At 73.0% G+C, this 25,548-nt stretch carries 22 protein-coding genes; 13 read left to right on the forward strand and 9 right to left on the reverse strand.

Annotation, left to right across the window (positions count from 1 at the left end; genetic code table 11):
• The first annotated feature begins 71 nt into the window (after positions 1 to 71).
• The 4 genes from PSQ21_RS31580 to PSQ21_RS31595 are packed head-to-tail and all read left to right on the forward strand — an operon-like array spanning position 72 to position 5,788.
• Positions 72 to 1,691, forward strand: coding sequence for a GMC family oxidoreductase (locus PSQ21_RS31580; protein ID WP_274034718.1), 1,620 nt, complete (start codon positions 72 to 74; stop codon positions 1,689 to 1,691).
• A complete protein-coding gene (locus tag PSQ21_RS31585) occupies positions 1,688 to 2,827 on the forward strand; it encodes a quaternary amine ABC transporter ATP-binding protein (protein ID WP_274034719.1) in 1,140 nt (379 codons plus the stop codon). The genes PSQ21_RS31580 and PSQ21_RS31585 overlap by 4 nt, the downstream gene beginning before the upstream one ends.
• Positions 2,827 to 4,812 (forward strand): ABC transporter permease, encoded by a 1,986-nt coding sequence (locus PSQ21_RS31590; protein WP_274034720.1) that lies wholly within the window; start codon positions 2,827 to 2,829, stop codon positions 4,810 to 4,812. The genes PSQ21_RS31585 and PSQ21_RS31590 overlap by 1 nt, the downstream gene beginning before the upstream one ends.
• A gap of 1 nt (position 4,813) precedes the next feature.
• Positions 4,814 to 5,788: an ABC transporter substrate-binding protein gene (locus tag PSQ21_RS31595; protein ID WP_274034721.1), complete on the forward strand. Its 975-nt coding sequence runs from the start codon at positions 4,814 to 4,816 to the stop codon at positions 5,786 to 5,788.
• Positions 5,789 to 5,846: 58 nt separating this feature from the next.
• Here the strand turns inward: PSQ21_RS31595 and PSQ21_RS31600 are convergent, their stop codons facing one another.
• From PSQ21_RS31600 to xylB, 5 genes are all read right to left on the reverse strand, one after another.
• Positions 5,847 to 7,214: a cytochrome P450 gene (locus tag PSQ21_RS31600; RefSeq protein ID WP_274034722.1), complete on the reverse strand. Its 1,368-nt coding sequence runs from the start codon at positions 7,212 to 7,214 to the stop codon at positions 5,847 to 5,849.
• A gap of 114 nt (positions 7,215 to 7,328) precedes the next feature.
• Positions 7,329 to 7,769, reverse strand: coding sequence for a hypothetical protein (locus PSQ21_RS31605; protein WP_274034723.1), 441 nt, complete (start codon positions 7,767 to 7,769; stop codon positions 7,329 to 7,331).
• A gap of 150 nt (positions 7,770 to 7,919) precedes the next feature.
• Positions 7,920 to 8,765, reverse strand: a complete 846-nt coding sequence (locus PSQ21_RS31610) for a hypothetical protein (protein ID WP_274034724.1) — start codon at positions 8,763 to 8,765, stop codon at positions 7,920 to 7,922.
• Entirely contained in the window at positions 8,765 to 10,045 is a 1,281-nt protein-coding gene (locus tag PSQ21_RS31615; protein WP_274034725.1) for a VWA domain-containing protein, read from the reverse strand. Before PSQ21_RS31615 ends, PSQ21_RS31610 begins: the two co-directional genes overlap by 1 nt.
• A 157-nt stretch (positions 10,046 to 10,202) precedes the next feature.
• Entirely contained in the window at positions 10,203 to 11,687 is a 1,485-nt protein-coding gene (xylB, locus tag PSQ21_RS31620; protein WP_274034726.1) for a xylulokinase, read from the reverse strand.
• Between the two features lie 220 nt (positions 11,688 to 11,907).
• Here xylB and xylA point away from each other — a divergent pair, with 220 nt between their 5' ends.
• Positions 11,908 to 13,074, forward strand: a complete 1,167-nt coding sequence (gene xylA / locus PSQ21_RS31625) for a xylose isomerase (protein WP_274034727.1) — start codon at positions 11,908 to 11,910, stop codon at positions 13,072 to 13,074.
• 101 nt (positions 13,075 to 13,175) lie between these two features.
• On the opposite strand, the gene PSQ21_RS31630 is transcribed toward xylA, so the two are convergent.
• The 4 genes from PSQ21_RS31630 to PSQ21_RS31645 all read right to left on the reverse strand — a co-directional run bounded on the left by PSQ21_RS31630 (position 13,176) and on the right by PSQ21_RS31645 (position 16,414).
• Positions 13,176 to 14,423 carry an ROK family protein gene (locus tag PSQ21_RS31630; RefSeq protein WP_274034728.1) on the reverse strand — a complete coding sequence of 416 codons (1,248 nt, stop codon included), beginning with the start codon at positions 14,421 to 14,423 and terminating at the stop codon, positions 13,176 to 13,178.
• Between the two features lie 128 nt (positions 14,424 to 14,551).
• Positions 14,552 to 15,211, reverse strand: a complete 660-nt coding sequence (locus tag PSQ21_RS31635) for a DUF305 domain-containing protein (protein ID WP_274034729.1) — start codon at positions 15,209 to 15,211, stop codon at positions 14,552 to 14,554.
• Positions 15,208 to 15,858, reverse strand: coding sequence for a DUF3105 domain-containing protein (locus tag PSQ21_RS31640; protein ID WP_274034730.1), 651 nt, complete (start codon positions 15,856 to 15,858; stop codon positions 15,208 to 15,210). The genes PSQ21_RS31635 and PSQ21_RS31640 overlap by 4 nt, the downstream gene beginning before the upstream one ends.
• Before the next feature lie 124 nt (positions 15,859 to 15,982).
• Positions 15,983 to 16,414 carry a hypothetical protein gene (locus PSQ21_RS31645; protein ID WP_274034731.1) on the reverse strand — a complete coding sequence of 144 codons (432 nt, stop codon included), beginning with the start codon at positions 16,412 to 16,414 and terminating at the stop codon, positions 15,983 to 15,985.
• 135 nt (positions 16,415 to 16,549) lie between these two features.
• On the opposite strand from PSQ21_RS31645, the gene PSQ21_RS31650 reads away from it, so the two are divergent.
• From PSQ21_RS31650 to PSQ21_RS31685, 8 genes are all read left to right on the forward strand, one after another.
• Complete coding sequence (locus PSQ21_RS31650) at positions 16,550 to 18,265, forward strand: FUSC family protein (RefSeq protein WP_274034732.1); 1,716 nt, start codon at positions 16,550 to 16,552, stop codon at positions 18,263 to 18,265.
• Entirely contained in the window at positions 18,262 to 18,768 is a 507-nt protein-coding gene (locus tag PSQ21_RS31655) for a MarR family winged helix-turn-helix transcriptional regulator (RefSeq protein ID WP_274034733.1), read from the forward strand. The genes PSQ21_RS31650 and PSQ21_RS31655 overlap by 4 nt, the downstream gene beginning before the upstream one ends.
• A gap of 462 nt (positions 18,769 to 19,230) precedes the next feature.
• Positions 19,231 to 20,871, forward strand: a complete 1,641-nt coding sequence (locus tag PSQ21_RS31660; RefSeq protein WP_274034734.1) for a sensor histidine kinase — start codon at positions 19,231 to 19,233, stop codon at positions 20,869 to 20,871.
• On the forward strand, positions 20,868 to 21,275 hold the full coding sequence (locus PSQ21_RS31665; protein WP_006128841.1) for a roadblock/LC7 domain-containing protein: 408 nt from the start codon (positions 20,868 to 20,870) through the stop codon (positions 21,273 to 21,275). Before PSQ21_RS31660 ends, PSQ21_RS31665 begins: the two co-directional genes overlap by 4 nt.
• Complete coding sequence (locus tag PSQ21_RS31670; RefSeq protein ID WP_026290056.1) at positions 21,272 to 21,643, forward strand: DUF742 domain-containing protein; 372 nt, start codon at positions 21,272 to 21,274, stop codon at positions 21,641 to 21,643. The genes PSQ21_RS31665 and PSQ21_RS31670 overlap by 4 nt, the downstream gene beginning before the upstream one ends.
• Positions 21,624 to 22,238 (forward strand): GTP-binding protein, encoded by a 615-nt coding sequence (locus tag PSQ21_RS31675; RefSeq protein WP_274034737.1) that lies wholly within the window; start codon positions 21,624 to 21,626, stop codon positions 22,236 to 22,238. Before PSQ21_RS31670 ends, PSQ21_RS31675 begins: the two co-directional genes overlap by 20 nt.
• Positions 22,239 to 22,403: 165 nt before the next feature.
• Positions 22,404 to 23,990: a cytochrome P450 gene (locus tag PSQ21_RS31680; protein ID WP_274034738.1), complete on the forward strand. Its 1,587-nt coding sequence runs from the start codon at positions 22,404 to 22,406 to the stop codon at positions 23,988 to 23,990.
• Between the two features lie 155 nt (positions 23,991 to 24,145).
• Positions 24,146 to 25,492: a 6-phospho-beta-glucosidase gene (locus tag PSQ21_RS31685; protein ID WP_274034739.1), complete on the forward strand. Its 1,347-nt coding sequence runs from the start codon at positions 24,146 to 24,148 to the stop codon at positions 25,490 to 25,492.
• Positions 25,493 to 25,548: the final 56 nt, after the last annotated feature.

The following is a 25,548-nucleotide window of genomic DNA, read 5'->3' on the forward strand; positions in this document are numbered from 1 at the left end:
AGCCGCCCGGCCCGTCCGGCTGTTCGCAGCACCACGTACACGCACGAACCTTGCAGAAGGAGCAGTGACCGATGCCCTCCACCCCCCGCAGCACCGCAGTCCCCGACGGCCCCGTGGCCGACTACGTGATCGTCGGCGGCGGCACCGCCGGATCGGTCATCGCCTCCCGGCTCACCGAGGACCCGGACGTCACCGTCACGGTCATCGAGGGCGGCCCCACCGACATCGACCGCGACGACGTGCTGACCCTGCGCCGCTGGCTCGGCCTCCTCGGCGGGGACCTCGACTACGACTACCCGACCACCGAGCAGCCGCGCGGCAACTCCCACATCCGGCACAGCCGGGCCCGGGTACTCGGCGGCTGCTCCTCGCACAACACGCTGATCAGCTTCAAGCCGCTGCCCGGCGACTGGGACGAGTGGGCCGAGGCCGGCGCCGAGGGCTGGGGCGCGGCCGCGATGGACCCGTACTTCGCCAGGCTGCGCAACAACATCGTCCCGGTCGACGAGAAGGACCGCAACGCGATAGCCCGCGACTTCGTCGACGCCGCCCAGCAGGCGGCCGGGGTCCCGCGCGTGGACAGCTTCAACCGCAAGCCGTTCCACGAGGGCGTCGGGTTCTTCGACCTCGCCTACCACCCCGAGAACAACAAGCGCTCCTCCGCCTCGGTGGCCTACCTCCACCCGCACATCGAGGCCGGCGACCGGCCCAACCTGCGGATCATGCTGGAGACGTGGGCGTACCGGCTGGAGTTCGACGGCGCCCGCGCCACCGGCGTACACGTGCGGACGAAGGACGGCGAGGAGATCCTGCTGCGCGCCGCCCGCGAAGTCATCGTCTGCGCGGGAGCGGTGGACACGCCCCGGCTGCTGCTGCACTCGGGGATCGGTCCGCGCGAGGACCTGGCCGCGCTGGGCATCGACGTACGCCACGATCTGCCGGGCGTCGGCGAGAACCTGCTCGACCACCCCGAGTCCGTCATCGTCTGGGAGACCGACGGGCCCATCCCGGAGAACTCCGCGATGGACTCCGACGCGGGCCTCTTCGTCCGCCGCGACCCCGAATCCCGGGGCCCGGACCTGATGTTCCACTTCTACCAGATCCCGTTCACCGACAACCCGGAGCGGCTCGGCTACGAGAAGCCCGAGCACGGGGTGTCGATGACCCCGAACATCCCCAAGCCGCGCAGCCGGGGCCGCCTCTACCTCACGAGCGCCGACCCCGAGGTCAAGCCGGCCCTGGACTTCCGCTACTTCACCGACGAGGACGACCACGACGGCCGGACCCTGGTCGACGGCATCAAGCTCGCCCGTGAGATCGCGGCCACCGAACCGCTGGCCCACTGGCTCAAGCGCGAGGTCTGTCCGGGCCCCGAGGTCACCTCGGACGAGGACATCAGCGAGTACGCCCGCAAGGTCGCCCACACCGTCTACCACCCGGCCGGCACGTGCCGGATGGGCGCGGCCGACGACCAGCAGGCCGTCGTGGACCCGCAGTTGCGCATCCGGGGCCTGGAGGGCATCCGGATCGCCGACGCCTCCGTCTTCCCGACGATGCCCGCCGTCAACCCGATGATCGGCGTCCTGATGGTCGGAGAGAAGTGCGCCGAACTCCTCGCGGACCAGGCGCGTGTCACCGCCCCGGTCACCAGCACCAGCACCAGCACCAGCACCGGAGGCGATGTCCGATGACCGGAACCGAGACCCTCAAGGCCACCGGGAAGGCCGGGGACGCCGAGGCCGACGAGAACCCCGTGTTCTCCGTCCGCAACCTGTGGAAGGTCTTCGGCCCCAAGGCCGACCGGATCCCCGGCGGCGAGCACGCGGCGCTCCCGCCCGCCGAACTGCGTGAGGCCACCGGCTGCACCGCCGCCGTCCGCGACGTCTCCTTCGACGTCCGCAAGGGCGAGGTCTTCGTCGTCATGGGCCTGTCGGGCTCCGGCAAGTCGACCCTCGTGCGCTGTCTCACCCGGCTGATCGAGCCCACCAGCGGCACCCTCGCCATCGACGGCGAGGACGTCCTCGCGATGGACCGCTCCCGGCTGCGCGAACTGCGCCGCCACCGCGCCGCGATGGTCTTCCAGCACTTCGGACTGCTGCCGCACCGCACGGTGGTGGACAACGTCGCCTACGGCCTGGAGATCCAGGGGCTGAGCAAGGCCGAACGCCGCGTGAAGGCGGCCGAGTTGGTGGCGAAGGTCGGCCTCGCGGGTCTGGAGGACCGCCGTCCGTCCCAGCTCTCCGGGGGCCAGCAGCAGCGCGTCGGGCTCGCCCGCGCGCTCGCCGTCGACCCGTCCGTCCTCCTCTTCGACGAGCCGTTCAGCGCCCTGGACCCGCTGATCCGCCGCGAGATGCAGGACGAAGTGGTCCGGCTGCACCGCGAGGAGGGCCGCACCATGGTCTTCATCACCCACGACCTCAGCGAGGCACTGCGCCTGGGCACCCGGATCGCGCTGATGCGTGACGGCGGCATCGTCCAGCTCGGCACCCCCGAGGAGATCGTGGGCTCGCCCGCCGACGACTACGTGCGCGAGTTCGTCCGCGACGTGCCGCGCGAGCAGGTCCTCACCGTCGCCACGGCCATGCGGCCCGCGCTCGCGGGGGAGAGCGAGCGCGGCCCGGCGGTGCGCCCCGACGCCACCGTGTACGAGGCCATCGAAGCGGTCTCCCGCTCCGGCGACCCCGCCGCCCGCGTGATGGACGGCGGCCGGCTCGTCGGCGTCGTCGACCACGCGTGCCTGCTCGACGTCGTCGCCGGAACGACCGGCGCCCCGGACACCCCTGCCGTGCCGGACGCGCCGGACGGCTCCCGCGAGGTGACCCTCTGATGGCCACCGCACAGGCCACCCCGGCCCGCCCCGTGCGAGGGAGCGCGCGCCGGGGACCGCTGGCCCCGCTCCGCGACCGCCCGGCCGCCGCGAAGCTCCTGCTGCTCGCGCTCGTCGCCGTCGTGGCCGTCCCTCTCGTGCACGGCCGCTGGGGCGGTGGCGTCTGGCCCGACGCGCTGACCGCCGACCTCTCCGGGCCGCTCGGCGACGTGACGGACTGGATCGTCTCCAACCGCGACAGCCACCCGCTGTTCCTCTACTTCTTCGGCCACATCAGTAACGCCGTCGTGCTGTCCGTACGCGGTGTCTACCTGGTTCTCCTGGCCCTCGGCTGGGCCGGCGTCACCGTGTTCGCCGCCGCCGTCGCCTGGCGCGTCGCGGGGATCCGGCTCGCGCTCACCGCGGCCGCGTCGTTCCTGGTCTGCGGGCTGCTCGGCATGTGGGTGCCGACGATGCAGACACTCGCGCTGATGGTCGTCGCCGTCCTCGCCTCCGTCGTGCTCGGGCTGCTCCTCGGCCTGGCGGCCGGGCTGTCCGACCGCACGTTCCGCCTTCTGCGCCCGGTGCTCGACACCATGCAGGTGCTGCCCGCCTTCGCGTATCTGCTCCCGGTGGTACTGGTCTTCGGCATCGGCGTCCCCGGTGCCGTCCTCGCCACCGTCGTGTACGCGGCTCCGCCGATGGCCCGGCTCACCGCGCTCGGCCTGCGCGGCGCGGACAGCGGCGTCATGGAGGCCGTCGCCTCGCTCGGCGCGACCGGCCGGCAGCGGCTGCTGAGCGCCCGGCTGCCGCTGGCCCGCAAGGAACTGCTCCTCGGCCTCAACCAGACCATCATGATGGCGCTCTCCATGGCCGTCATCGCCTCCGTGATCGGCGCGGGCGGCCTCGGCGACCGGGTCTACCAGGCACTGTCCTCCGTGGACGTCGGCGCCGCGCTCGCCGCGGGCATCCCGATCGTGCTGCTTGCCGTCGTGCTGGACCGTACGACGGAGGCGGCCGGCCGCCGCATCGGCGCCGAGCCCACCGGCCCGGCCCTGCTGCGCGGCCTGCGCGGCTGGTCCCTGGCCGCCGCGGTCACCGCGGCCGTCGCCGTCGCCGGACGGGCCACCGACGGCCGGGTCTGGCCCGAGGACGTGACCGTGGCCATCGCCGGACCGGTCAACACCGCCAAGGACTGGATGGTCGACCACCTCTACACCGGGGTGCCCGTCATCGGCGGCACCGCCGACCTCGCCTCCCACTTCACCAGCGGCGTCCTCAACCCGCTGCGCGGCGGGCTCACCGGCCTGCCCTGGTGGTCGGTGCTGCTGATCGTCGCCGCCCTCGCCTGGACCATCGGCACCTGGCGCACCGCCGCCACCGCCGTCCTCGCCATGGCCGCGATCGGCGTACTCGGCGTGTGGGAGCCGTCCATGGACACCCTCAGCCAGGTGCTCGCCGCCGTCGCCGTCACCCTGGTCATCGGCTTCGGCATCGCCGTCGGAGCCGCTCGCAGCGAGCGCCTGGAGAGGCTGCTGCGACCGGTCCTGGACGTCTTCCAGACGATGCCGCAGTTCGTCTACCTGATCCCCGTCGTCGCCCTCTTCGGCGTCGGCCGCGCCCCCGCCGCCGCTGCCGCGGTGATCTACGCGCTGCCCGCCGTCATCCGCATCACCACCCAGGGACTGCGGGGTGTCGACCCGGCGGCGATGGAGTGCGCCCGCTCGCTCGGCGCCACCCCGGGCCAGCAACTGCGCCAGGTCCAGATCCCGCTGGCCAGGCCCTCCCTGCTGCTCGCCGTCAACCAGGCGGTCGTCCTGGTCCTCGCCGTCGTCATCATCGGCGGACTCGTCGGATCGGGCGCGCTCGGTTACGAGGTGGTCCTCGGCCTCGCCCAGGGCGACCTGGCCACCGGCCTCGTCGCCGGAGCGGCGATCGTCTGCCTCGGCCTGATGCTCGACCGGGTCACCCAGCCCACCGCCCGCCGCCAGCGACAGGAGAGCTGAGATGAACCGCTCCCGCACCCGCCTGCCCGTGGCGCTCGCCTCGGCCGGGGTCCTGCTGGCCACGGCCGGCTGCGGCGCCGCCGACATGACCAAGCAGGCCTCCCCCTTCGCGGCCCCCGCCGGGGTCAAGACGGTCACGCTCTCCGTCCAGTCCTGGGTCGGGGCGCAGGCGAACGTCGCCGTGGCGGAGCAGCTCCTCAAGGAGGAGCTCGGCTACCGCGTCGACCTCGTCCAGACCGACGAGGTCCCCGCCTGGGACGCCCTCAGCCAGGGCCGGGTCGACGCGATCCTGGAGGACTGGGGCCACCCGGACCAGGAGAAGCTGTACGTCGAGGAGAAGAAGACCATCGTCCGGGGCGGCGACCTCGGGGTCACCGGCCACATCGGCTGGTACGTGCCGAAATACTGGGCCGACGAGAACCCGGACGTCACGGACTGGAAGAACCTCAACAAGTACGCGGACCAGCTGAGGACCGCCGAGAGCGGCGGCAAGGGCCAGCTCATGGACGGCTCGCCCTCCTACGTCACCAACGACGTGGCGCTGGTGAAGAACCTGGACCTGGACTACAAGGTGGTCTTCGCCGGTTCGGAGGCCGCCCAGATCACCCAGATCCAGCAGTTCGCCAAGGAGAAGAAGCCCTTCCTCAGCTACTGGTACCAGCCGCAGTGGCTCTTCAACGAGGTGCCGATGGTCGAGGTGAAACTCCCCGCCTACACCGACGCGTGCGCGGCCAAGGATCCGGCGGACATCGACTGCGCGTACCCGACGACACCGCTGCAGAAGTTCCTCAACGCCGACTTCGCCGAGCGCGGCGGCGAGGCGTCCGCGTTCCTGAAGAAGTTCCAGTGGTCGGAGAAGGACCAGAACGAGGTCTCCGAGATGATCGCCCAGCAGAAGCTCACGCCCCAGGAGGCGGCGGAGCGCTGGATCGAGCGCCATCCGGACGTCTGGAAGAAGTGGCTTCCGCGGGACTGAGCCCGGTGCCCGGCTCCCTCCGGGGAAGCCGGGCACCGACCGCTCTGCTCCCGGTCCGTCACCGCGCCCGGACCGTCGCCAGCACGTCCCGGTCCGGCTGGAGGGTCAGACCGGTCAGCGGCGTGATCTCGCCCGGGTCGACGTCCAGGGTGAAACGGCGGGCCAGCACGGCGAGGAGGAGGACGGACTCCACCATCGCGAAGCGCGTGCCGATGCAGACCCGGGGCCCGCCGCCGAACGGGAACCACGCGTACTCCGGGATCTCCTCGCCGTCCCTCTCGTCCCAGCGCTCGGGCCGGAACTCCTCCGGCTCGGGGAACCATCGCGCGTCGCGGTGCGTGGCCCACTGGCTGCTCCACACCCGGGTGCCCTCCTCGACCGGCAGGCCGCCGATCGTCGCCCCCTCCTTCGCGATCCCGGTGATCAGCCAGACCGCCGGGAACAGCCGCAGGGTCTCCTTCACCACGGCCTGGGTGTACGTCAGCCGCGCGTAGTCCTCGAAGCCGGGCTCCCGGTCGCCGAGCACCCGGTCCAGTTCCCCGGCGAGCGCGTCGCGGACGCGGGGGTTGCGGGCGAGCAGGTACCACGCCCACACCAGGGTCGTACTCGTCGTCTCGTGACCGCCGATGTACAGCGTGACCGCCTCGTCCCGGATCTCCTCGTCGGTGAGGTGTGCCCCGCTGTCGTCGACGGCGGTGAGCAACCGGCTGAGCAGGTCGGGGCGTTCCTCCTCACCGTCCCGGTGCCGGGCGACGACCCGGCGCACCTCGGCGTCGATGACGGCGGCGGCCTTCCTGATCCGTGCCCGGCCCGGTGTCGGCACCCAGTCCGGCAGCAGTGCGCCGAGCCCGGCGAACTCCTTGCCGATCTCCATCTGGGCGATGTCCATCGCCCGCCCCATCGCCTCGGAGTCCGCGGGGGTGTCCACCCCGAAGATCGTGCGTACCGCGATCTTCTGGGTCAGCGCGGACATCTCCCGCTTGACGTCCACCCGTTGCCCGTCCGCCAGGCGGTCCGCCAGCTCCACCGCGCAGTCCGCCATGGTGGTCGCGTACGACTGGACCTGCTTGGGCCGCACGGAGGGCTGCACCAGCGAGCGCTTGCGCCGCCAGTCCCGGCCGCGCGCCACGAGCATCCCGTTGCCCAGCACCGTGCGGAACGCGATGCCGAGCTCCGGCTGGTCGAAGGTGTGCTCCGTCTTCGTGAGCAACTCGCCTATGCAGCCGGGGTCGGAGAGGAAGACGCACCGTTTGCGGCCGAACCTCCAGCGCACCATGTCCCCGTGGCCGCGCAGCAGTTCGAAGAAGGCGAGCGGGTTCTTCCCGAACCGCGGCAGATTCCCCACGAGCGGCAGCCCCTTGGGCCCCGGCACGAACGCGTGGCCGCGAGGCTGGGTGTCGGGCGCCGGACCGGTCTGCGTGGACATCGAGGAACTCCGCTCCCTGGGGCGCGCCACTGCCGGCGCGCAACCGTTCGAACCCCATCGAACAGGATGGGGGCGGCGCTCCACCAGGGCGACGACAGGCGTGGCCGGATTCCGTCAGGCACCGTGCGGAGCACGCCAGTTGTGGGCAGGCGCCGGGGCCCCGCTCCTGGCGCGGGGCACCACGACGACCTGGTGTTCGTCCTCGTACACGACCTGCCCGGGGTCCGTGGACTCCAGCCGCTCGCACGGCACCCCGTGCGCGTCCAGCAGCGCGAGATAGCCGGGGATCCGGTCCAGCAGGTGGGTCGCCGTCCCTTTGAACCAGGCCACCGCCCCCGGATTCACCCCAGGGTCGTACACCGCCGGATCGACCCGCGAGGGGTCGGTGTAGGCGGCGTCGTACCAGTCGTTCGCCGCCCGCCAGAACCGGTGCTGCTCCTCGGTCAGGCGACCCTCCCGGGCCAGGCCGTTGGCCAGGGCGAAGATCCCGGGGAAGTGGCCCCGGGGGCTCCGTTCGGTGCTCTGGAACCGTACGTACGCCGTCGTCCCGCCCATCCCGCTCCCTCCGCCGCTGCCGGTGCGGGGTTCAGCGTAGGCCCGGGCCGCACGATGTGGGAGCCCGCGACGACGACCGGCGGCCACGGACGATCGTGACCGGCTCCGGGGCGCCGCCCCCCCCGGGGGGGGGAGCGGGCGGCGCGAACCTCAGACGCCGGGCGGAACGTGGGCCGGCCGGCCCCTGCCCCGCGTCAGCGAGTAGCCGAACACGGCCGCCAGAGCGGCGAGCACACCGCCGCCCACGGTCCACAGCCAGCGGTCGGTCCACCAGCCCGAGGCCCAGCCGTCCTCCGGCTCACCGGCCTTCGGCGCAGGCGGAGCGGCCGAGGCCCCCGCGTCGCCCGCCGAGGCGACCGACACGCCCGGCACCAGCGGCTCGGAGAGCGAGCCGTCCACGTCATGGGCGCCGTCCTGCTCCTTCGAGACCGCCTTCACCTCGACGCCGACCGGCAGCCCGAGGTCGGCGGCGGGCAGGTCCACCACGGTGAGGCGGATGTAGTAGCTGCCGGGCAGCGGGTCGTCCGCCCACGGTTCGGACCAGGACCGCACGGTCCGCAGCACGCAGGACAGCTCGACGGAGGCCGCGTCGGCCGCCGCCTTCCTGGTCTGGTGCCCGTACATGCAGGCCTGGCGGCGGCGCAGCCCGTCGTACACATCGATCTGCCAGGTGGACGTGGAGCTCCGGGCGCTCGAAGGCAGCTTCACGGTGGCCTCGACGGTGGGCCGCTGACCGGCGTCGGCCGGGAACACCCAGTACAGGTAGTCGCCCGCCGAGGCCCGGGCGGTGCCCGTCCGCCCCTGTTCGAGCGCGGTGGCCGTACGGAACGTGGTTCCGGCCTCGGTGGGGCCCGCCTCGTCGTCGGCGGGGCTCGCGCTCGCCGACGGGTCGTCCGCCACGGCCGCACCCGCGGAGGTGAGCAGGGTCAGTCCGGCGAGCAGCGCGCCGGTGAGCGCGCGTCGGGCGCCGTGGGTACGGCGAGTGGTCGTGCGCATCAGTTGGTCCTCCATACGGCGACGCGCCAGCGCGAGATCCAGCCGGTCAGCAGGCCCGCGACCAGTCCGGTCAGGACGAGTGCGCCGAGCAGCCACCAGCCGCGGCCGAGCCCGAAGGCCGCCACGTCCGAGGCGTTGTCCGGCCCGTCCACCAGGTCCACGGTCAGTTCGACCGGCAGACCGGGTGACCTCTTCACCGAGGCGGGCGCGGAGAAGGAGTGGGCGAGCTGGAGGCAGACGGTCTCGGCGGCGGGCTTGCCGTCGCCGTCGTCGCCGTCCTCCACCTCGGGCTTCGGATACCGCAGCCCGGACGAGATCACGTTGGTGCGGCCGGTCCCGGCCTCGGAACCCCGGACGATCTCCCGTCCGTGCACGGTCACCGCGCGCAGCAGTACGCCGTAGTCGTTGTCCACGGCACGGTCGGCCGCCACGCTCGCCGAGGCGCGCAGCTCCTGACCGGGCAGCACGTCGACGCGGTACCAGCGGTGCTCGCCGATCTTCTCGCGGTCGGTGTAGAGCCCCGGCTCCAGTTTGGGCGCCGCGGAACAGCTCCCGGCCCCTTCCGTCGCCACCGGGGTGACGACGGGCTCGGCGGCCCGGTCCACCAACTGCTTGACCCGGCCGGAGAGTTCTTCCTTGTGCTGCACGGCGGTGTACGTGCCGCCGGTGGCCTCCGCGATACAGGTCAGCTGCTGGCGGATCTTGGCGTTGGGCACCAGGCCCAGCGTGTCCACGACCAGGTGGGTGCCGCGTGCGGCGATCTCCCGGGCCACCTCGCACGGGTCGAGCGGCCCGCAGGTGTCCTCGCCGTCCGTGATGAGCACGATCCGGCGCGAACCGTCCCCGCCCTCCAGGTCGTCGGCCGCGCCGAGCAGGGCCGGGCCGATCGGGGTGAAGCCGGTCGGAGCGAGGGTGGCGACGGCCGCCTTGGCCTCGGTGCGGTCCAGCGGGCCGACCGGGTAGAGCTGCCGGGTGTCCTTGCAGCCGACCTTGCGGTCCTCGCCCGGATAGTCGGCGCCGAGCGTCCGGATGCCCAGGTGCACCTCCTGCGGCGCCGCGTCCAGGACGTCGTTGAACGCCTGCTTGGCGGCGGCCATCCGGGACTGGCCGTCGATGTCGCGGGTCCGCATCGAGCCGCTGACATCGAGCACCAGCTCGACCTTGGGGGAGGGGGTGGCGGGGGCTTCGTCGGCGGCGGCGGGGATCGCGGTGCCGAGCCCGGCGGCCAGGGTGGCGAGCGCTATGCCCACCCCGGTCGTCAGCCGTTTACTAGTGATCATCGCCGGATCTTATGGAAAATCAGTTCGTATTCCCAACCGGGCCACTCGGGGCCGGGGCTTCCCGGCGCGGGGCGGGTGAACTCCCCGGCGGCGGCGGCCGGGTCGTCGTGGTCGCGGCGTGGGCGGACATCTGCGGACCGGGAGCGGTCCGCAGGCGTCAGGGACCGGTGAGCAGGGGCCCGGAGGCGCGCTCCAGGACCGAGGTGACCCGCTCCCAGGTCTCCCTGTCCCGTTCCACCGGCGGAAGCCGGCGGTCCGTCCCGGACCGCTGCCAGGCCGTCGCCAGCGCCACCGGATCACCGCCGCCCGCGGCCGACGCGGCGAGCGCCGCCGCGCCGAGGGCGACCAGCTCCCCGCTGCCCGGGATGACGAGCGGCCGGCCGGAGAGCCGGCGCACCGTCTCCACCCACATGCGCCCCTGCGCCCCGCCGCCGATCAGGCGCAGCGGGCGGTCGGCGACCTCCGGCGCCTCGGGATCGAGACCGCAGGCCGACAGCAGGCCGTCCAGGGCACGCAGCACGGTGACGGCCGCGCCCTCGTAGGCGGCGCCCAGCAGCTGCTGCCGGGTCGTGTCGTGGCGCAGCCCGGTCAGCAGCCCGGCGGCGGTCGGCAGGTCGGGGGTCCGTTCGCCGTCGAGGTAGGGGAGCAGGACGGCCTCGCCGCCGGGCACCGCGTCCTCGCGGTCCAGGCCGAGCAGGGCGGCCACCTTGTCGACGGCGAGCGTGCAGTTGAGGGTGCAGGCCAGCGGCAGGTACGTACCGTCCGCGGCGGCGAACCCGCTCAGCGCGGTGGAGGCGGGCCGGGTGCGGGAGGCGGCGAACACCGTGCCGGAGGTGCCGAGGCTGAGGGCGGGGTGGTCCAGCAGCCCGCCGCCACCGAGACCGAGCCCCACGGCGGCGCTCATGTTGTCGCCGGTGCCGGCCGCCACCGCGATGCCCGCGGGCAGCCCGAGCGCCTGCGCCGCCGACGCGGTGAGCGAGCCGACCCGGGCCGCCCCGGTGGGCGCGACCTCCGGGAGCAGCGCCGCGTCCAGGCCGAGCAGTTCCAGCAGGCCGGGGTCGTAGGCGCCGGTGGCGGTGGAGTACCAGCCGCTGCCCGAGGCGTCCCCGGGGTCGGTGGCGGCGACGCCCGCGAGGCGCTCGGTCAGGAAGTCGTGCGGGAGCCGGACCGCCGCCGCCCGCGCGGCGCTCGCCGGGTCGTTCTCCCGCAGCCACTGCCACTTGGAGGCGGTGATGGCCGCCACCGGTACGGACCCGGTCCGCTCCGTCCAGGCCCGGGGCCCGCCGAGCGCCGCGGTGAGGGCGGCGGCCTGCGGCGCGGAGCGGGTGTCGTTCCACAGCAGCGCGGGACGCAGCGGCCGGCCCGCCCCGTCCAGCACGACGAGTCCGTGCTGCTGTCCGGCGACCGCGATGCCGGTGACCGCGCGGGCGGGGAGCCCGGACTCCTTCAGCCCGGCGGCCACCGCCTCACACAGGGCCCGCCACCAGATCTCCGGATCGCTCTCCCGGGCCCCGGCCTCCCCGGTGACCACGTGCGGGGCGCGCCCCACGGCGAGCTGCTCGCCGGTCGCGGCGTCGACGAAGGCGGCCTTGGTGGACTGGGTCGAGCTGTCCACGCCGATGACGACGGCGGGTGACGGCATGGGGAGCCTCTTTCGCACGGGACGGTCCGATCATTTGGCTGGAGCATGAACAAATTACGGGATGAGCGCCGCCCTGCACAGGGGGTGGGACCGGCTGCGCCCGGCAGGGGGGTTCCATGCCCGGGGTGCGGTGTGCTTGATTAGTCATGACATTGAACAAATAGGGGTGCCGGGCTGCTGGCCGGGCGTCCCGACAGCAGGCGAAGGCGGTCGGACGACCATGACGGAACGCTTCACCCCCACCCCCGAGGACAAGTTCAGCTTCGGCCTGTGGACCGTGGGCTGGCAGGGCCGGGACCCCTTCGGCGACGCGACCCGCGCGGCCATCGACCCCGTCGAGTCGGTGCGGCGGCTCGCGGAGCTGGGCGCCTGGGGGGTGACCTTCCACGACGACGACCTGATCCCCTTCGGGGCGCCGGAGACCGAGCGCGAACGGATCGTCAAGCGCTTCCGCACGGCGGTCGACGACAGTGGGCTCGTCGTGCCCATGGTGACGACGAACCTCTTCACCCACCCCGTCTTCAAGGACGGCGGATTCACCGCCAACGACCGGGGCGTACGCCGGTACGCGCTCCGCAAGACCCTGCGCAACATCGACCTCGCCGTCGAGCTCGGCGCGAGCACCTTCGTGGCGTGGGGCGGCCGTGAGGGGGCCGAGTCCGGCGGGGCGAAGGACGTCCGCGTCGCCCTCCACCGGATGAAGGAGGCCTTCGACCTGCTGGGCGAGTACGTCGTCGAGCAGGGCTACGACCTCCGCTTCGCCATCGAGCCCAAGCCGAACGAGCCGCGCGGCGACATCCTGCTGCCCACCATCGGCCACGCCCTGGCCTTCATCGAGCGCCTGGAGCGCCCCGAGCTGGTCGGCGTCAACCCGGAGACCGGTCACGAGCAGATGGCCGGGCTCAACTTCCCGCACGGCATCGCCCAGGCCATGTGGGCGGACAAGCTCTTCCACATCGACCTCAACGGCCAGTCCGGCATCAAGTACGACCAGGACCTCCGCTTCGGCGCGGGCGACCTGCGCCAGGCGTTCTGGCTCGTCGACCTGCTGGAGAGCGGCTACGAAGGACCCCGCCACTTCGACTTCAAGCCCCCGCGCACCGAGGACTACGACGGTGTCTGGGCCTCGGCCGCGGGCTGCATGCGCAACTACCTCATCCTCAAGGAGCGGGCCGCCGCCTTCCGCGCCGACCCCGAGGTCCGGGAAGCCCTGCGCGCGTCCCGCCTGGACGAACTGGCGCGCCCCACCGCCGGCGACGGCCTGGCGGGCCTGCTCGCCGACCGCGGCGCGTACGAGGACTTCGACGTGGACGCCGCCGCGGCCCGCGGCATGGCCTTCGAGGCGCTGGACCAGCTCGCCATGGACCACCTCCTCGCCGTGCGCTGACCCACCGGGCCGACCGGCCGGGTCGGCCCACCGGGCCGCCCGCCCGCCGGCCCGGCCCACCGGGCCCGCCCACCGGCTGAGCCGGAGCCGTCCGGCCCGGCTCAGCCGCCGGACGGCTCCGCGTACGCCACCGGATCGTCCAGCACGTCCTGCACCACGAGCGCCGCCGCGCCCCGCGCCGCGTCGCCCGCCACCGACGACGCCCGGAGCCGCCCGCTGCCCGGGGACCAGAGCCCCGACACCACCCGGCCGGTCAGCTCCTCGTCGGCGGGCGGCGCGAGCCACGGCATCAGTCCCCGGTAGATCCCGCCGAGCACCACCGCGTCCGGGTCGATCAGGTTCACCGCCCCCGACAGCACCCGGCCCAGCATCCGGCCCGCCTCACCGGCCGCGGCCACCGCGCGCGCGTCCCCGGCTCCGGCGCGCCGCTCCAGCTCCAGCACCCCGGAGGCGCCGCCGAGGCCCTCGATCCCGGCCGCCCGCAGCAGCGCCGCCTGCCCGGCGTACTGCTCCAGGCACCCCCGCGAACCGCACCGGCACTCCGGCCCCGCCGGATCCACCACCACGTGCCCGATCTCCCCGGCGAAACCGTGGGCACCGCGCAGCAGTTCGCCGCCCAGGACGAGGGCGCCGCCGACCCCGATCTCCCCGGTCAGATAGAGGAAACTCCGCACGTCCCCGAGGCCGCCGAACCACAGCTCGGCCAGCGCCGCGAGATTGGCCTCGTTCTCCGACGCGACCGGCAGCACCGGGTGGCCGGGGCGCAGGGAAGCCAGCGCCTCGGCGAACAGCTCCTGCGCCGGGACCTCGTTCCAGCCGAGGTTGGGGGCCTGCCGCACCGATCCGCCGGAGACGAGACCCGGCAGCGCCAGTGTCGCACCCACCGGGCGCAACTCCTGCTCGTACGCCGACTCCAGGGTCCGCGCGGCGATCCGGGCCGCCCGGGCAAGGGCCTCGGCCGCGGGCGCGCCCCGGTTGTCGAGGTGTTCGGTCTGCCGGACCCGGCCGGTGCCCGCCAGGTCCACCACGCACACCGAGACGTAATCGATGTTGATCTCCACGCCGAGCCCGGCCGGGCCGGTCCGGGCCACCTTCAGCGCGGTGCCGGGGCGGCCGGCCTGCCCGCTGAACGTCTTGCCCGACTCCGTGAGAAACCCGCACTCCATCAGCTGCTCGACGAGCGAGGACACGGCGGCCCGGGTCAGGCCGACCCGGGCGGCCACCCCGGCCCGGGTCGCCTCGCCGCGCTCGCCCTCGTCCCGTACGGCGCGGAGTACCAGGCTCAGATTGTGCCGTCGCACGGTGTCCTTGTCGGCCTTGGGCCCCAGCGGAGTGAGGATGCTCTTCATATCGTCGCCGAGCCTATGTGATGCGGGGCTCCCGCCGGGGGTGCGGGAACGTGCGGTATCGGGGAGGCGGGGGAGGGGGGTGGTTCCGGCCGTCCGGCCGGAACCACCCCCCTCCGATCGGGCTCCGCTCAGGGCTTGGCGCCCCGGTCCTTCAGCATGGTGGTCATCAGGCCGATCTCCGACTGCTGGCCGCTGACCATGCCCGCCGCCAGATCCCGGATGGCGTCCGTCTTCGCCGCACCGGCGGCCGCCTGCGCCATGTCCGCGCCGGCGCGGTGGTGCACGGTCATCAGGCGCAGGAACAGCACCTCGGCCTTCTCGCCCTTCGCGGCCGTGAGGGCCGCCAGCTCCGCGTCGGTGGCCATGCCCGGCATCAGCGAACCGTCGTCGGTCGGTGTGACGGTGTGGCCCATCCACTCCATGGGCGGCCCGGCCGCGCTCTTCGGCAGCCCCCACAGCTCCAGCCAGCCCAGCATCATGCCGCGCTGGTTGGCCTGGGTGTTGATGATGTCGTACGCGAGACGCCGCACGTCCTCGTCGTCGGTGCGGTCCCGCACGATGAACGACATCTCGACCGCCTGCTGGTGGTGGATCGCCATGTCGCGGGCGAAGCCCGCGTCCACGGAGTCATCCGCCGGGGCGGACCGCGCCGCCGGGGACGCCCCGGACGGGGAGGCCGCGGAGGGGCGTACGACCATCAGTGCCACCAGCCCCAGCGCCACGAGCAGCACGGCGGCCCCCGCGAGGACCATCCGGCGGGTGGAGCCGGAAGGCGCCAGGGCGGTCACTTGTCCAGCCCGCCGGTGCAGGCGGCCCCCGGCTCGGGGGTCTGCGGACCCTGCACGTACTTGGTGAAGAACTGTGCGACCCGGTCGTCCGTGGCGCTCTTGACCGTCACCTGCTTGCCCCACGCGCTGAGCATCAGCGGGTCCTTCTGGTCCTTGACCGGGCTCATCAGGGAGTAGGGGGTCGACTTGACCTTCTTGGTGAGCGCCTCGATGTCGGCGTCCGAGGCCTTGTCGTTGTACGTGACCCAGACCGCGCCGTGCTCCAGCGAGTGCACGGCGTTCTCCTTCGGTATCTCGTCGGTGTAGACGTCGGCGTTGCAGTTCATCCAGACCTGGTTGTGGTCGCCGCCGACGGGCGGGTTCATCGGGTAGTCGACCTTGGTCGTCACGTGCTCCCGCCCCAGCTCGTCCCAGCTGCGCTCGCCGGTGACCGGCGAGGTCTTGGCCTGCTCCTCCTTCTTGTCCTTCTCGTTCGCCTGCGCCATCAGGTAGCCGCCGCCGGCGACCAGGGCGGCGACCACGGCCACCGAGGCGCTGATGGTGATGATGCGGACCCGCCGCTCGCGGGCGCGTTCCTTGCGGCGGGCTTCTTCGAGCTTGGCGCGGCGCGCGGAGGCCGGGTTGTTCTGGTTCTTGGCGGAAGCCATGGGAGTCCTCGTCGTTCAACCGATGCATACAGGCGATGCATGAAGGGGGAAGGGATGCGGGCAGGCGAAGGACCGCTCCCGGTGAACCGGCGCCGGGGCGCGGCGGGAGAGCGGGATCCGGCCTCTAGATCCGCTGGACCTGAAGGCGTAGTTGATCGACGGAACGCACACCGTCGTGTGCGGGACCCCGGATGGCCGCCGCGCCGGTGAGCGGCGTGGCGGCGACGAAGGCCACGGGCGAGGGAACGGTGACGGGGGCGGACGCGGCCGGAAGCACGACGGCCGCCGTGTGCGCCGAGCCGCCGTGGCACGACGTCCCGAGCCCGCGGTCCGCCGGGGAGGCCATGACGACCGGCTCGAAGGCGGCGTCGGGCGTCGGGGTGAAGGCCCGGACGGCGCCCGTCCCGGCAGGGCCCGCCGCGACCGGGGCGACGGCGGACGAGGTGGTGACCGAGCAGCAGAAGACCATGGCCAGCAGGGAGAGTGCCCAGCCCAGGGCGAGGGGCGTGCGGGAGCGGCCCCGCTGCCGGTCGGTCCGCGTGCTCACCCTGGTCATCGCCCGCCATCGTAGTGGGTGCATGAAAGTTCAAAGAATATGGGTCGCGCTGTCCGCGGGACAGTGTGCCCGAGTCGTCGCCGCTCGAACAGAGTCCACATGATTTACAGGTGTAATACCTGTTAACGTATATGCGTGACCGATACACCTATCTCCCGGGGGAAGCCTCCCGCCCGCGGTCTCCCGTGGGCCTCGGCCTTCCGGCTCTCGCGACCCTCGGACACCTGGTTCAAGCCCGCCCTCAGCGTGGTCGTCGCCTCCGCCGTACCGCAGCTGACGCTCCTGGCCATCGGCCGGTTGGACCTCGTGATGTACACCATGGCCGGTTCGCTCTGCGCGCTCTACGGGCACGGACTGCCGTACGCCCGACGGGCCGGGGCCGTCGCGGGCGTGGTGCTCGGCATGGCGGCCTCGCTCGCCGTCGCGCTGGTCACCGCGTCGCTCACCGGATCGACCGCCGTGCTCGTCGCGGTCGGGGCGCTGCTCGCCGCCGCCCAGAAGGTGCTGTGCGACGCCACCCGGATCGGACCGCCCGGTCATGTGATCTTCACCTTCGTCAGCTCCGCCGCGCTCTTCGCCCCGCAGCGCCCGGAGCAGATTCCCGGCCACCTCGCCCTGACCCTCGGCGCGGGCGCGTTCGCCTGGCTGGTCGCCGTCGCGCCCGCACTGGTCCGCCGCGAGGGACCCGAACGCCGGGCCGTCGCCCGCGCACTGGCGGCAGCGGCCGCGTGCGCCGCCGACCCCGGCCCCCGGACCCGCAACGCGGCGGCCGCCGCCGTGCACGCCGCCTGGCAGTGCCTGCTGGCCTCCGGCCGCCCCACCCCCGTACGCCGGTCGCTGGAACGCCTGGTGGTGCACGCCGAAGCGGCCTTCGTGGCCCCGGGCCCCGGGGGCGGGGCGGCTGATCCGGACCGGCTGCGCGACTGGGCCGCCCTGACCCGGGCCCGGGGCCCCGTGCCCACGCCGCCGCCGGCCCCCGGCACCCCCGACGAGCTGTACGGCATCGACGCCGAACGCGCCGCCCTGCGGGCCCCCGAGGGGCGCCGCGCGGCCCGCCGAGCCCTGCTGCGCCGGCTCGGCCCCGGATCGCCGCTGCTGCCGGTCGCCCTCCGCACCCTGGCGGGCTGTGCGCTCGCCGGTCACCTCTGCGCCGTACTCGGCGTCGGCCGCCCCTACTGGGCGATCGTCACCGCCGCCTCTCTCTGTCAGGCCAACCTGACCCTGTCGTGGAACCGGGCGCTCCAGCGCACCCTCGGCAACCTCCTGGGCGTGCTCGTCTTCGCCGCCGTCCTGCCGGTCTCCAGGATCAGCCCGCTCGCCCTCGTCTGCTGCTGCCTCTTCTTCAGCTTCGCCGCCGAGGCCCTGATCACCCGCAACTACTGGCTCGGCTCCGTCGCGGTGACCCCGATGGCCCTGCTGGTCCTGGAGTTCGGCGGCGCCCATCCGGCCGGGGAGCTGATCGGCGACCGGGTGCTGGACACCGTCCTCGGCGCGGTCGCCGGCTTCCTGGCCGCGACGCTCGTCACCAACCGGCGGGCGGCGGGGCGCGTCGAGCGGGCGCTCGACGCCACCGGCCGGGCCCGCGCCGACGCGAGACGGACCGGCGCCGACCCCGGGGCCGCGCCCGCGACACGGGACCGGGCGCGCCGGAAGCTCACCGCGAGCCTCGTCGAACTGCGCGAGGCCGGTGACGCCGCGGCGGGCGAATGGTGGCAGCGGGCCCTGCCCGAGCAGCGCCTTCTCGCGGCCGAGCGGGCCGGACACCGTACGCTCGCCGCGACAGCACAACGGCGGGGGTCCGGGGGCGCTGCACCTCCCGCGGTCCACGCCCCTTCGATCGGAGCGGAGTGACCGACGACATCGTTGCCTCGGTGGTCCGGCAGTGGCAGGCCGTCAACCCGGGGCTCGACACCGGGCCGATGGAGATCATCGGCCGGATCAACCGCTGCGCCGCCCTGCTCCAGCAGGCGGAGGACGCCCCCTTGCGTTCCGCCGGGCTGACCCGCGCCGAGTTCGACCTCCTCGGCGCCGTACGCAGGACGGGCCGGGAGCTGACCCCCGGTGAGCTGGCCCGCGAGACCTTCTCCTCCGGAGCCGCCGTCACCAAGCGGTTGCGCGCGCTCCAGGACCGCGCCCTGGTCGAGCGCCGTGGCGACGCCCGCGACCGGAGGGTCGCCCATGTCCGGCTCACCGAGGAGGGCCGGGCCCTCGTCGACCGGCTGCTGCCCGAACAGCTCGCCTACGAACGCGCGGTGCTCGCCGGGATGGGCGACGGTGAGCGCGACGAACTCGCCGCCGGACTGGGTGAGTTGCTCGTGCAGCTTGAGGGGCGGCTCGGCGGAGCCAGGCGCTGATCCAGCGGTCCGGCGGTGCGTTTCCACGGGCGCGTCAGTGTGGCGCTTCCGCGCGTCACTCGCGCGTCGGTCAGGAATCTGCACCTTTCGATCCGGTTCGATCATCTGTGCCGTTGTCCTGTTCTGCAGGGTGAAAGTCGTTGACGCGAGGGCGATTTGCCCCGGAAAGAGTCACTTACTGAGATCGGTTGTTCCGGGCGTCCGCTGCTGGGGAGTGCGGTAGCGGCGCTTTCTCGCCACGTTCACTCACTGCGCATGCTCCATCGCGCAGCGTGCAAAAACTGGTGAGTGTATTCCTCTCGGCGAGCTTCCGCAGAGGGTTGGGTGAATATGCCGAAGCACTGATCTGATCTGGCTAAGCTCACGCGCAGTGAAGTCGAGTTGAGATGAATTCGAGCGCTTGTTCACAAGTCTCCGCTCACGTGCGCATACATCCCGGAATCAACCGCCAGAGGGTTTTAGATGGTCCGTGTTGAATCACCGCCGACCGACAGAGAAATTCCCGTCGTCCGCGTAGTCCTGCTGCCCGTGGCCCTGGTCCTCGGCGCCACCGCCGCCGGCTCGGCCCTGGTCGTACCGGCCGCGCGGATACCAGTCGCCGTGTGCGGCGCGATCGCCACGCTCGTGGTCGCCGTACTCACCGTGGCGCTGCACCGCCGTCGGCGCGCCATGCGCGTCCAGCGCGCGGAGTACGAACAGCGCGTCGCCTACCTGGAACACCGCATCCTCTCGCACGACGCCGAGACGGTACGGCTCACCAAGGACGTCATGCCCGCCGCCATCCGACGGCTGCGCGTGGGCAATTCACCCGAAGAGGTGATGCGCGACGTCGTCGACGCGGACGCGGCCAACCGCCATCTGCCCAAGGCGCTGCGCGAGCAGATCTACCAGGTCCTCGAAGTCATCGACAACGAGGAGGCGCGGCGTGACTCCGCTCAGCGCGCCTTCGTCAGCGTCGCCCGCCGCGTCCAGGCGATCGTGAACCGCCAGGCCAGTGAACTGCGGGAGATGGAGAACCACTACGGGCGCAACCCCGAGGTCTTCGACGACCTGCTGCGCATCGACCACGGCACCGCGCTGATCGGCCGCCTCGCCGACTCCATCGCCGTGCTCGGCGGTGCCCGCCCGAGCCGCCAGTGGCCCAAGCCCGTACCGCTGTTCAGCGTGTTGCGCGGTGCGATGTCCCGCATCCTGGAGTACCAGCGCGTCGACCTCCACTCGATCGCCAAGGTCGCCATCGTCGGCACCTCGGTCGAACCGCTCATCCACGCCTGCGCCGAACTCCTCGACAACGCGACCCGCTACTCGCCGCCCCAGACCCGGGTGCACGTCACCGCGGTCGAGGTGCAGACCGGCATCGCCATCGAGATCGAGGACGGCGGCGTCAGCCTCAGCGAGGAGGCCCGCGCCCGCGCCGAGAACATGCTCGCCCAGGCGCAGGCCGGCATCAACATGAACGACCTCGGGGAGTCCCCGCGCCTCGGCATGGCCGTCGTCGGCCGGCTCTCCCGGATGTACCAGCTCCAGGTGTCGCTGCGTCAGTCGGCCTACGGCGGCGTCCGCGCCGTCCTCATCGTGCCGCGCGACATGATCACCACCGGGCCCGCCCCGGGCATCGCCCACGGCATCGGCGCCACCTCGCGGCCCACCAGCTCCCTGGACATGTCGCAGCTCCAGCACGTGGTGCCGCCGCCCGGCAAGCGCAAGCCCAAGCCCGCCGCCACCGGCCCCGTGCCGTCCGTGGCCGCACCGGTCTCCACCGGAGCCCCCGCGGCCACGTCGCACCCGGCCCCTCCCGCGGCAGCCATGGAGGACGACCTTCCCGTGGTCACCGAGTGGACCGAGAACGGGCTGCCGCAGCGCCGCAGCCGGGGCCGCGCCCCGCTCGGCTCGCACAACCTCCCGCAGCAGCCCCCACCGACCCCCGCACCCGCCAACGGGTTCCGGCCCGGCGCGGACGGGGGCGCGGACGACGGACGCGGCGAGGAGAAGCCCCCCGGCCTCTGGCTGGAGGCCTTCACCAAGGCCGTCAACGGCGTACCGCAGGAACGAAAGCACGGCGAAGACTCCGATGACGCGTGGGACAAGGGAGACCTGAAGTGATCCAGCAGCGGGGAAACATGGACTGGATGCTCAAGGAACTGGCCGACGACGTTCCGAGCATTCACCAGATCGTGGTGCTCTCGTCGGACGGCCTGCGCATCGCGATGCACGGCGGCGACCCCGACGTCGCCGACCGGCTCGCGGCGGCCTGCGCCGGACTGCAGAGCCTGGCCGCCGCGGTGGCCACCGAGATCCCGTACAGCGACGGCCTCATGAAGCTCGTGGTCATCGAGGTGACGGGCGGGTTCTTCTACCTGATGGCGGCCGGGACCGGCGCCTATCTCGCGGTCCTGGCCGGCGAGACCGTCGACGCCGGACTCGTCGGAGCCCGGATGCGGGACATGGTCGTGCGGATCGGAGCCCACCTGACCAGCCCGCCCCGCCACGGCGGGCAGTCCGGATGAGTGGACCTCGACGAGAACGCCGCAAGGCCGATCCGGACCTGCACGACCCGGAACGGCTGTACGTGATCACCGGTGATCTCGACGACAGCGAACGGTCCGCGCTCGACCTGGTCACGATGGTCGTCGCGAAGGCGGAGCCCTCGCCGACCTTCCAGCCCGAGCAGGCAGCCATCCTGCGGCTCTGCCAGGCGCCGTTGTCCGTCGCCGAGATCTCGGCCTACCTCAGCCTGCCGTTCAGCGTGGTCACCTCGCTCCTGAGCGATCTCCTCGCGACCGATCTCATCCAGTCGCGGGCGCCGATCGTCCGCGCCACGCTCCCCGACAGGTCCCTTCTCGAAGCGGTGATGCATGGACTTCAGAAGCTCTGACACGATCACCGGACCCCGTAGCGAGGACGTCCTTCCCACCACGGCCACCGCCGCGGTGAAGGTCGTGATCGTCGGCGGGTTCGGCGTCGGCAAGACGACCATGGTCGGCTCGGTGAGCGAGATCCGGCCGTTGACGACCGAAGAGACCATGACCCAGGCCGGCGTCGGCGTGGACGACAACGCCGGGGTGGAGACGAAGACCGCCACCACGGTCGCCATGGACTTCGGACGGATCAGTCTCAGTGAGGAACTGATTCTCTATCTGTTCGGCACCCCCGGCCAGGAACGCTTCTGGTTCCTCTGGAACGGCCTCTTCGAGGGCGCCCTCGGCGCGGTCGTCCTCATCGACACGAGACGGCTGGAGGTCAGCTTCGACGTCATCGGCCGGCTGGAGGAGCGCGGAGTGCCCTTCGTGGTGGCCGTGAACACCTTCCCCGACGCGCCGCACCACCCGGTCGAGGCCCTGCGCACAGCCCTCGACCTGCCGGACGAGGTCCCGATGATCGACTGCGACGCCCGGCTGCGGGTCTCCAGCCGCGATGTGCTGATGACCCTGATGCGCTATCTGCACAGCCTGGCCGTCCCCCTCGCCTGACGCCGAACCGTCCTTCGCGACACCCCGGTCCACCGGGTCCACGACCGGATCCACGACCGGGGGCGCGCGCCATCCCGCGGCGCCTGCCCCCGGCCCGGTCCAAGCCCCGCGGGCCGTCCCGCCCGCCTGTGCACCAGCCCTGGAATCCTGATCCCTGGAGACCCTGTGACAACCCCCTTCCACCACGAACCCGGCGCCGTGCCCCCGCCCCAGTGCCCGGCCCACAACCTCGACATCGGCCCCGGCGGACTGCGCCGGCTCTACGGCCCCGAGGCGGAGAACGACCCGGCCGGTCTCTACGACAAACTCCGCGCCGAACACGGCACGGTCGCCCCGATCCTGCTCCACGGCGACGTGCCCGCCTGGCTCGTGCTCGGCCACAGCGAGAACCTGCACGTCACCCGTACGCCCTCCCAGTTCTCCCGGGACTCGCGGCGCTGGCGGGCCCTCCATGACGGCAGCGTCGCCCCGGACCACCCGCTCGCCCCGATCTTCACCTGGCAGCCCGTCTGCGTGTTCGCCGACGGTGCCAAGCACGAGCGGCAGCGCGGCGCGGTCACCGACAGCATGGAGCGCATCGACACCCGCGGGGTGCGCCGCCACATCAACCGCTTCAGTAACCGCCTCGTCAACGACTTCTGCGAGAAGGGCTCCGCCGACCTGGTCGGCCAGTTCGCGGAGCACCTGCCGATGATGGTGGTGTGCGCGATCTTCGGCATGCCGGAGGAGTACGACGAGCGTCTCGTCCAGGCGGCCCGGGACATGACACGCGGCACCGAGACCGCCGTGGCCAGCAACGCCCACGTCGTGTCCGTGCTGACGCGCCTGGTCGAGCGCCGCCGCGCCGAAACCGCGCCGGACCTGGCCTCCTGGCTCGTCGAGCACCCCGCGAAGATGACCGACACCGAGGTCATCGAGCATCTGCGCCTCGTCATGATCGCCGCCTACGAGTCCACCGCCAACCTGATCGCCAACGTGCTGCGCATGGTCCTGATCGACCCGCGCTTCCGTGCCCGGCTCAGCGGCGGGCACATGACCGTCCCCGAGGCGGTCGAGCAGACCCTCTGGGACGAGCCGCCGTTCACCGCCGTCTTCGGCCGCTGGGCGGTCGGCGACACGGAGCTGGGCGGCCAGCAGATCAAGGCGGGCGACGCCCTGCTCGTCGGCATCGCCCCGGCCAACACCGACCCCACGGTCCGCCCGGATCTGACCGCCGACATGAGCGGGAACCGCGCCCACCTCGCCTTCAGCGGCGGCCCCCACGAGTGCCCGGGACAGGACATCGGCCGGGCCATCGCCGACGTCGGGGTCGACGCGCTCCTGATGCGCCTGCCGGACCTGGAGCTCGGCGTCGCGGAGAGCGAGCTGCGCTGGGTCGGCAACATCATGTCCCGCCACCTCGTCGAGCTGCCGGTGAAGTTCGCCCCCAGCCCCCAGCAGAAACTGGACGCGGATCCGCTCTCGGTGATGGCCCGCGCCGCCCGCCCCGCCGACGCCTGGGAGATCTCCTCCCCGGCCACGCCCGTCCCCGAGCCCCGGCACGAGGCTGTGGCGCAGCCCGCGCACGCCCCGGGCGCCACACCCGCTCCCGCCCCGACCGCACCCCCCACCCCCGCCCCGGCCGCTCCCCCCGCCGCCGAACCGGCCCCTGCCCCCGAACCCGCTCCGGTGGCGACGGTCCCGCAGCAGCGCCGGCCGACCGCTCCCGCCCGGCTCTGGCAGGCGGTCGCCCGCTGGTGGAGCGGCTACTGACACACCGTCGGCCATCCGGCCGCGGCGGCCCCGGATCCCGCCCACGGCCCGGGGCCGCCGCACCGTGTTCCGGGGCGGGCGCGGGCGGCGCCGGGGAGGCCCGTCCCGCGCCGCCGACGCCGGGAAGCCCGGACCTGCCCGTACCATCGAGCAGCGTGAAGCTGACAATTCTTGGCGGTGGCGGATTCCGGGTGCCTCTCGTGTACGGGGCCCTCCTCGGCGATCACGCCGAGGGCCGCGTCTCCCGGGTCACGCTGTACGACACCGACGCCGACCGGCTCACCGCCGTCGCCCGCGTCCTCGCGGAACAGGGGAGGGGCATCGCGGACGCCCCCGCCGTCGTCGCCACCACGGAACTCGACGAGGCGTTGCGCGGAGCCGACTTCGTCTTCTCCGCCATCCGGGTCGGCGGGCTGGCCGGACGCGCCGCCGACGAGCGGGTGGCCCTCGACGAAGGCGTCCTCGGCCAGGAGACCGTCGGCGCCGGCGGCATCGCGTACGGACTGCGCACCGTTCCCGTCGCCCTCGACCTCGCCCGCCGCATCGCCCGGCTCGCCCCGCAGGCCTGGGTCATCAACTTCACCAACCCCGCGGGCCTCGTCACCGAGGCGATGTCCCGGCACCTGGGCGACCGGGTCATCGGGATCTGCGACTCGCCGGTCGGACTGGGGCGGCGCGTCGCCCGCGTCCTGGGCGCCGACCCGGACCGGGCCTGGATCGACTACGCCGGGCTCAACCACCTCGGGTGGGTACGGGGGCTGTACGTGGACGGGCGGGACGAACTGCCCCGGCTGCTCGCCGACCCGAAGCTGCTGGAGTCCTTCGAGGAAGGCCGCCTCTTCGGCGCGGAACTGCTCCGGTCGCTGGGCGCGATCCCCAACGAATACCTGCACTACTACTACTTCAACCGGGAAGCCGTCGCCGCCTACCAGGAGGCCGAACAGACCCGGGGCGCCTTCCTCCGGGATCAGCAGGAGGGCTTCTACGCCCGGATGCGGGAGCCCGGAACCCCCGCCCTGGCCACCTGGGACCGCACCCGCGCCGAACGTGAGGCGACGTACATGGCGGAGAACCGCGATGTAGCCGGGGCGGGGGAGCGGGAGGAGAGCGACCTGGAGTCCGGCGGCTACGAACAGGTCGCGCTCGCCCTGATGCGGGCCGTCGCCCGCAACGAGCGCACCTGTCTGATCCTCAACGTCCGCAACCGCACCGCCCTTTCGGCGCTGGACGCGGACGCCGTCGTCGAGGTGCCCTGTCTCGTCGATGCCAACGGGGCCCACCCGGTGGCCGTCTCGCCCCTCCCGGACCACGCGGTCGGCCTCGTCAGCGCGGTGAAGGCCGTGGAGCGGGCGGTGCTGGAGGCGGTGGAGGGCCGGTGCCGCGCGGCTGCCGCCCGGGCGTTCGCGCTGCACCCGCTGATCGACTCCGTGGCAGTGGCCCGGCGGCTGCTCGACAGGTACACCGAAGTCCACCCGGGGCTCGCCTACCTCGCCGGGCCCTGACCCGATCCACGCCGGGCCGGTCCCGCCACCCCGTCACTCCGGGGCGGCGCCGCGAG

This window comes from Streptomyces sp. MMBL 11-1 (genome assembly GCF_028622875.1).
In the GTDB taxonomy this organism is placed as follows: domain Bacteria; phylum Actinomycetota; class Actinomycetes; order Streptomycetales; family Streptomycetaceae; genus Streptomyces.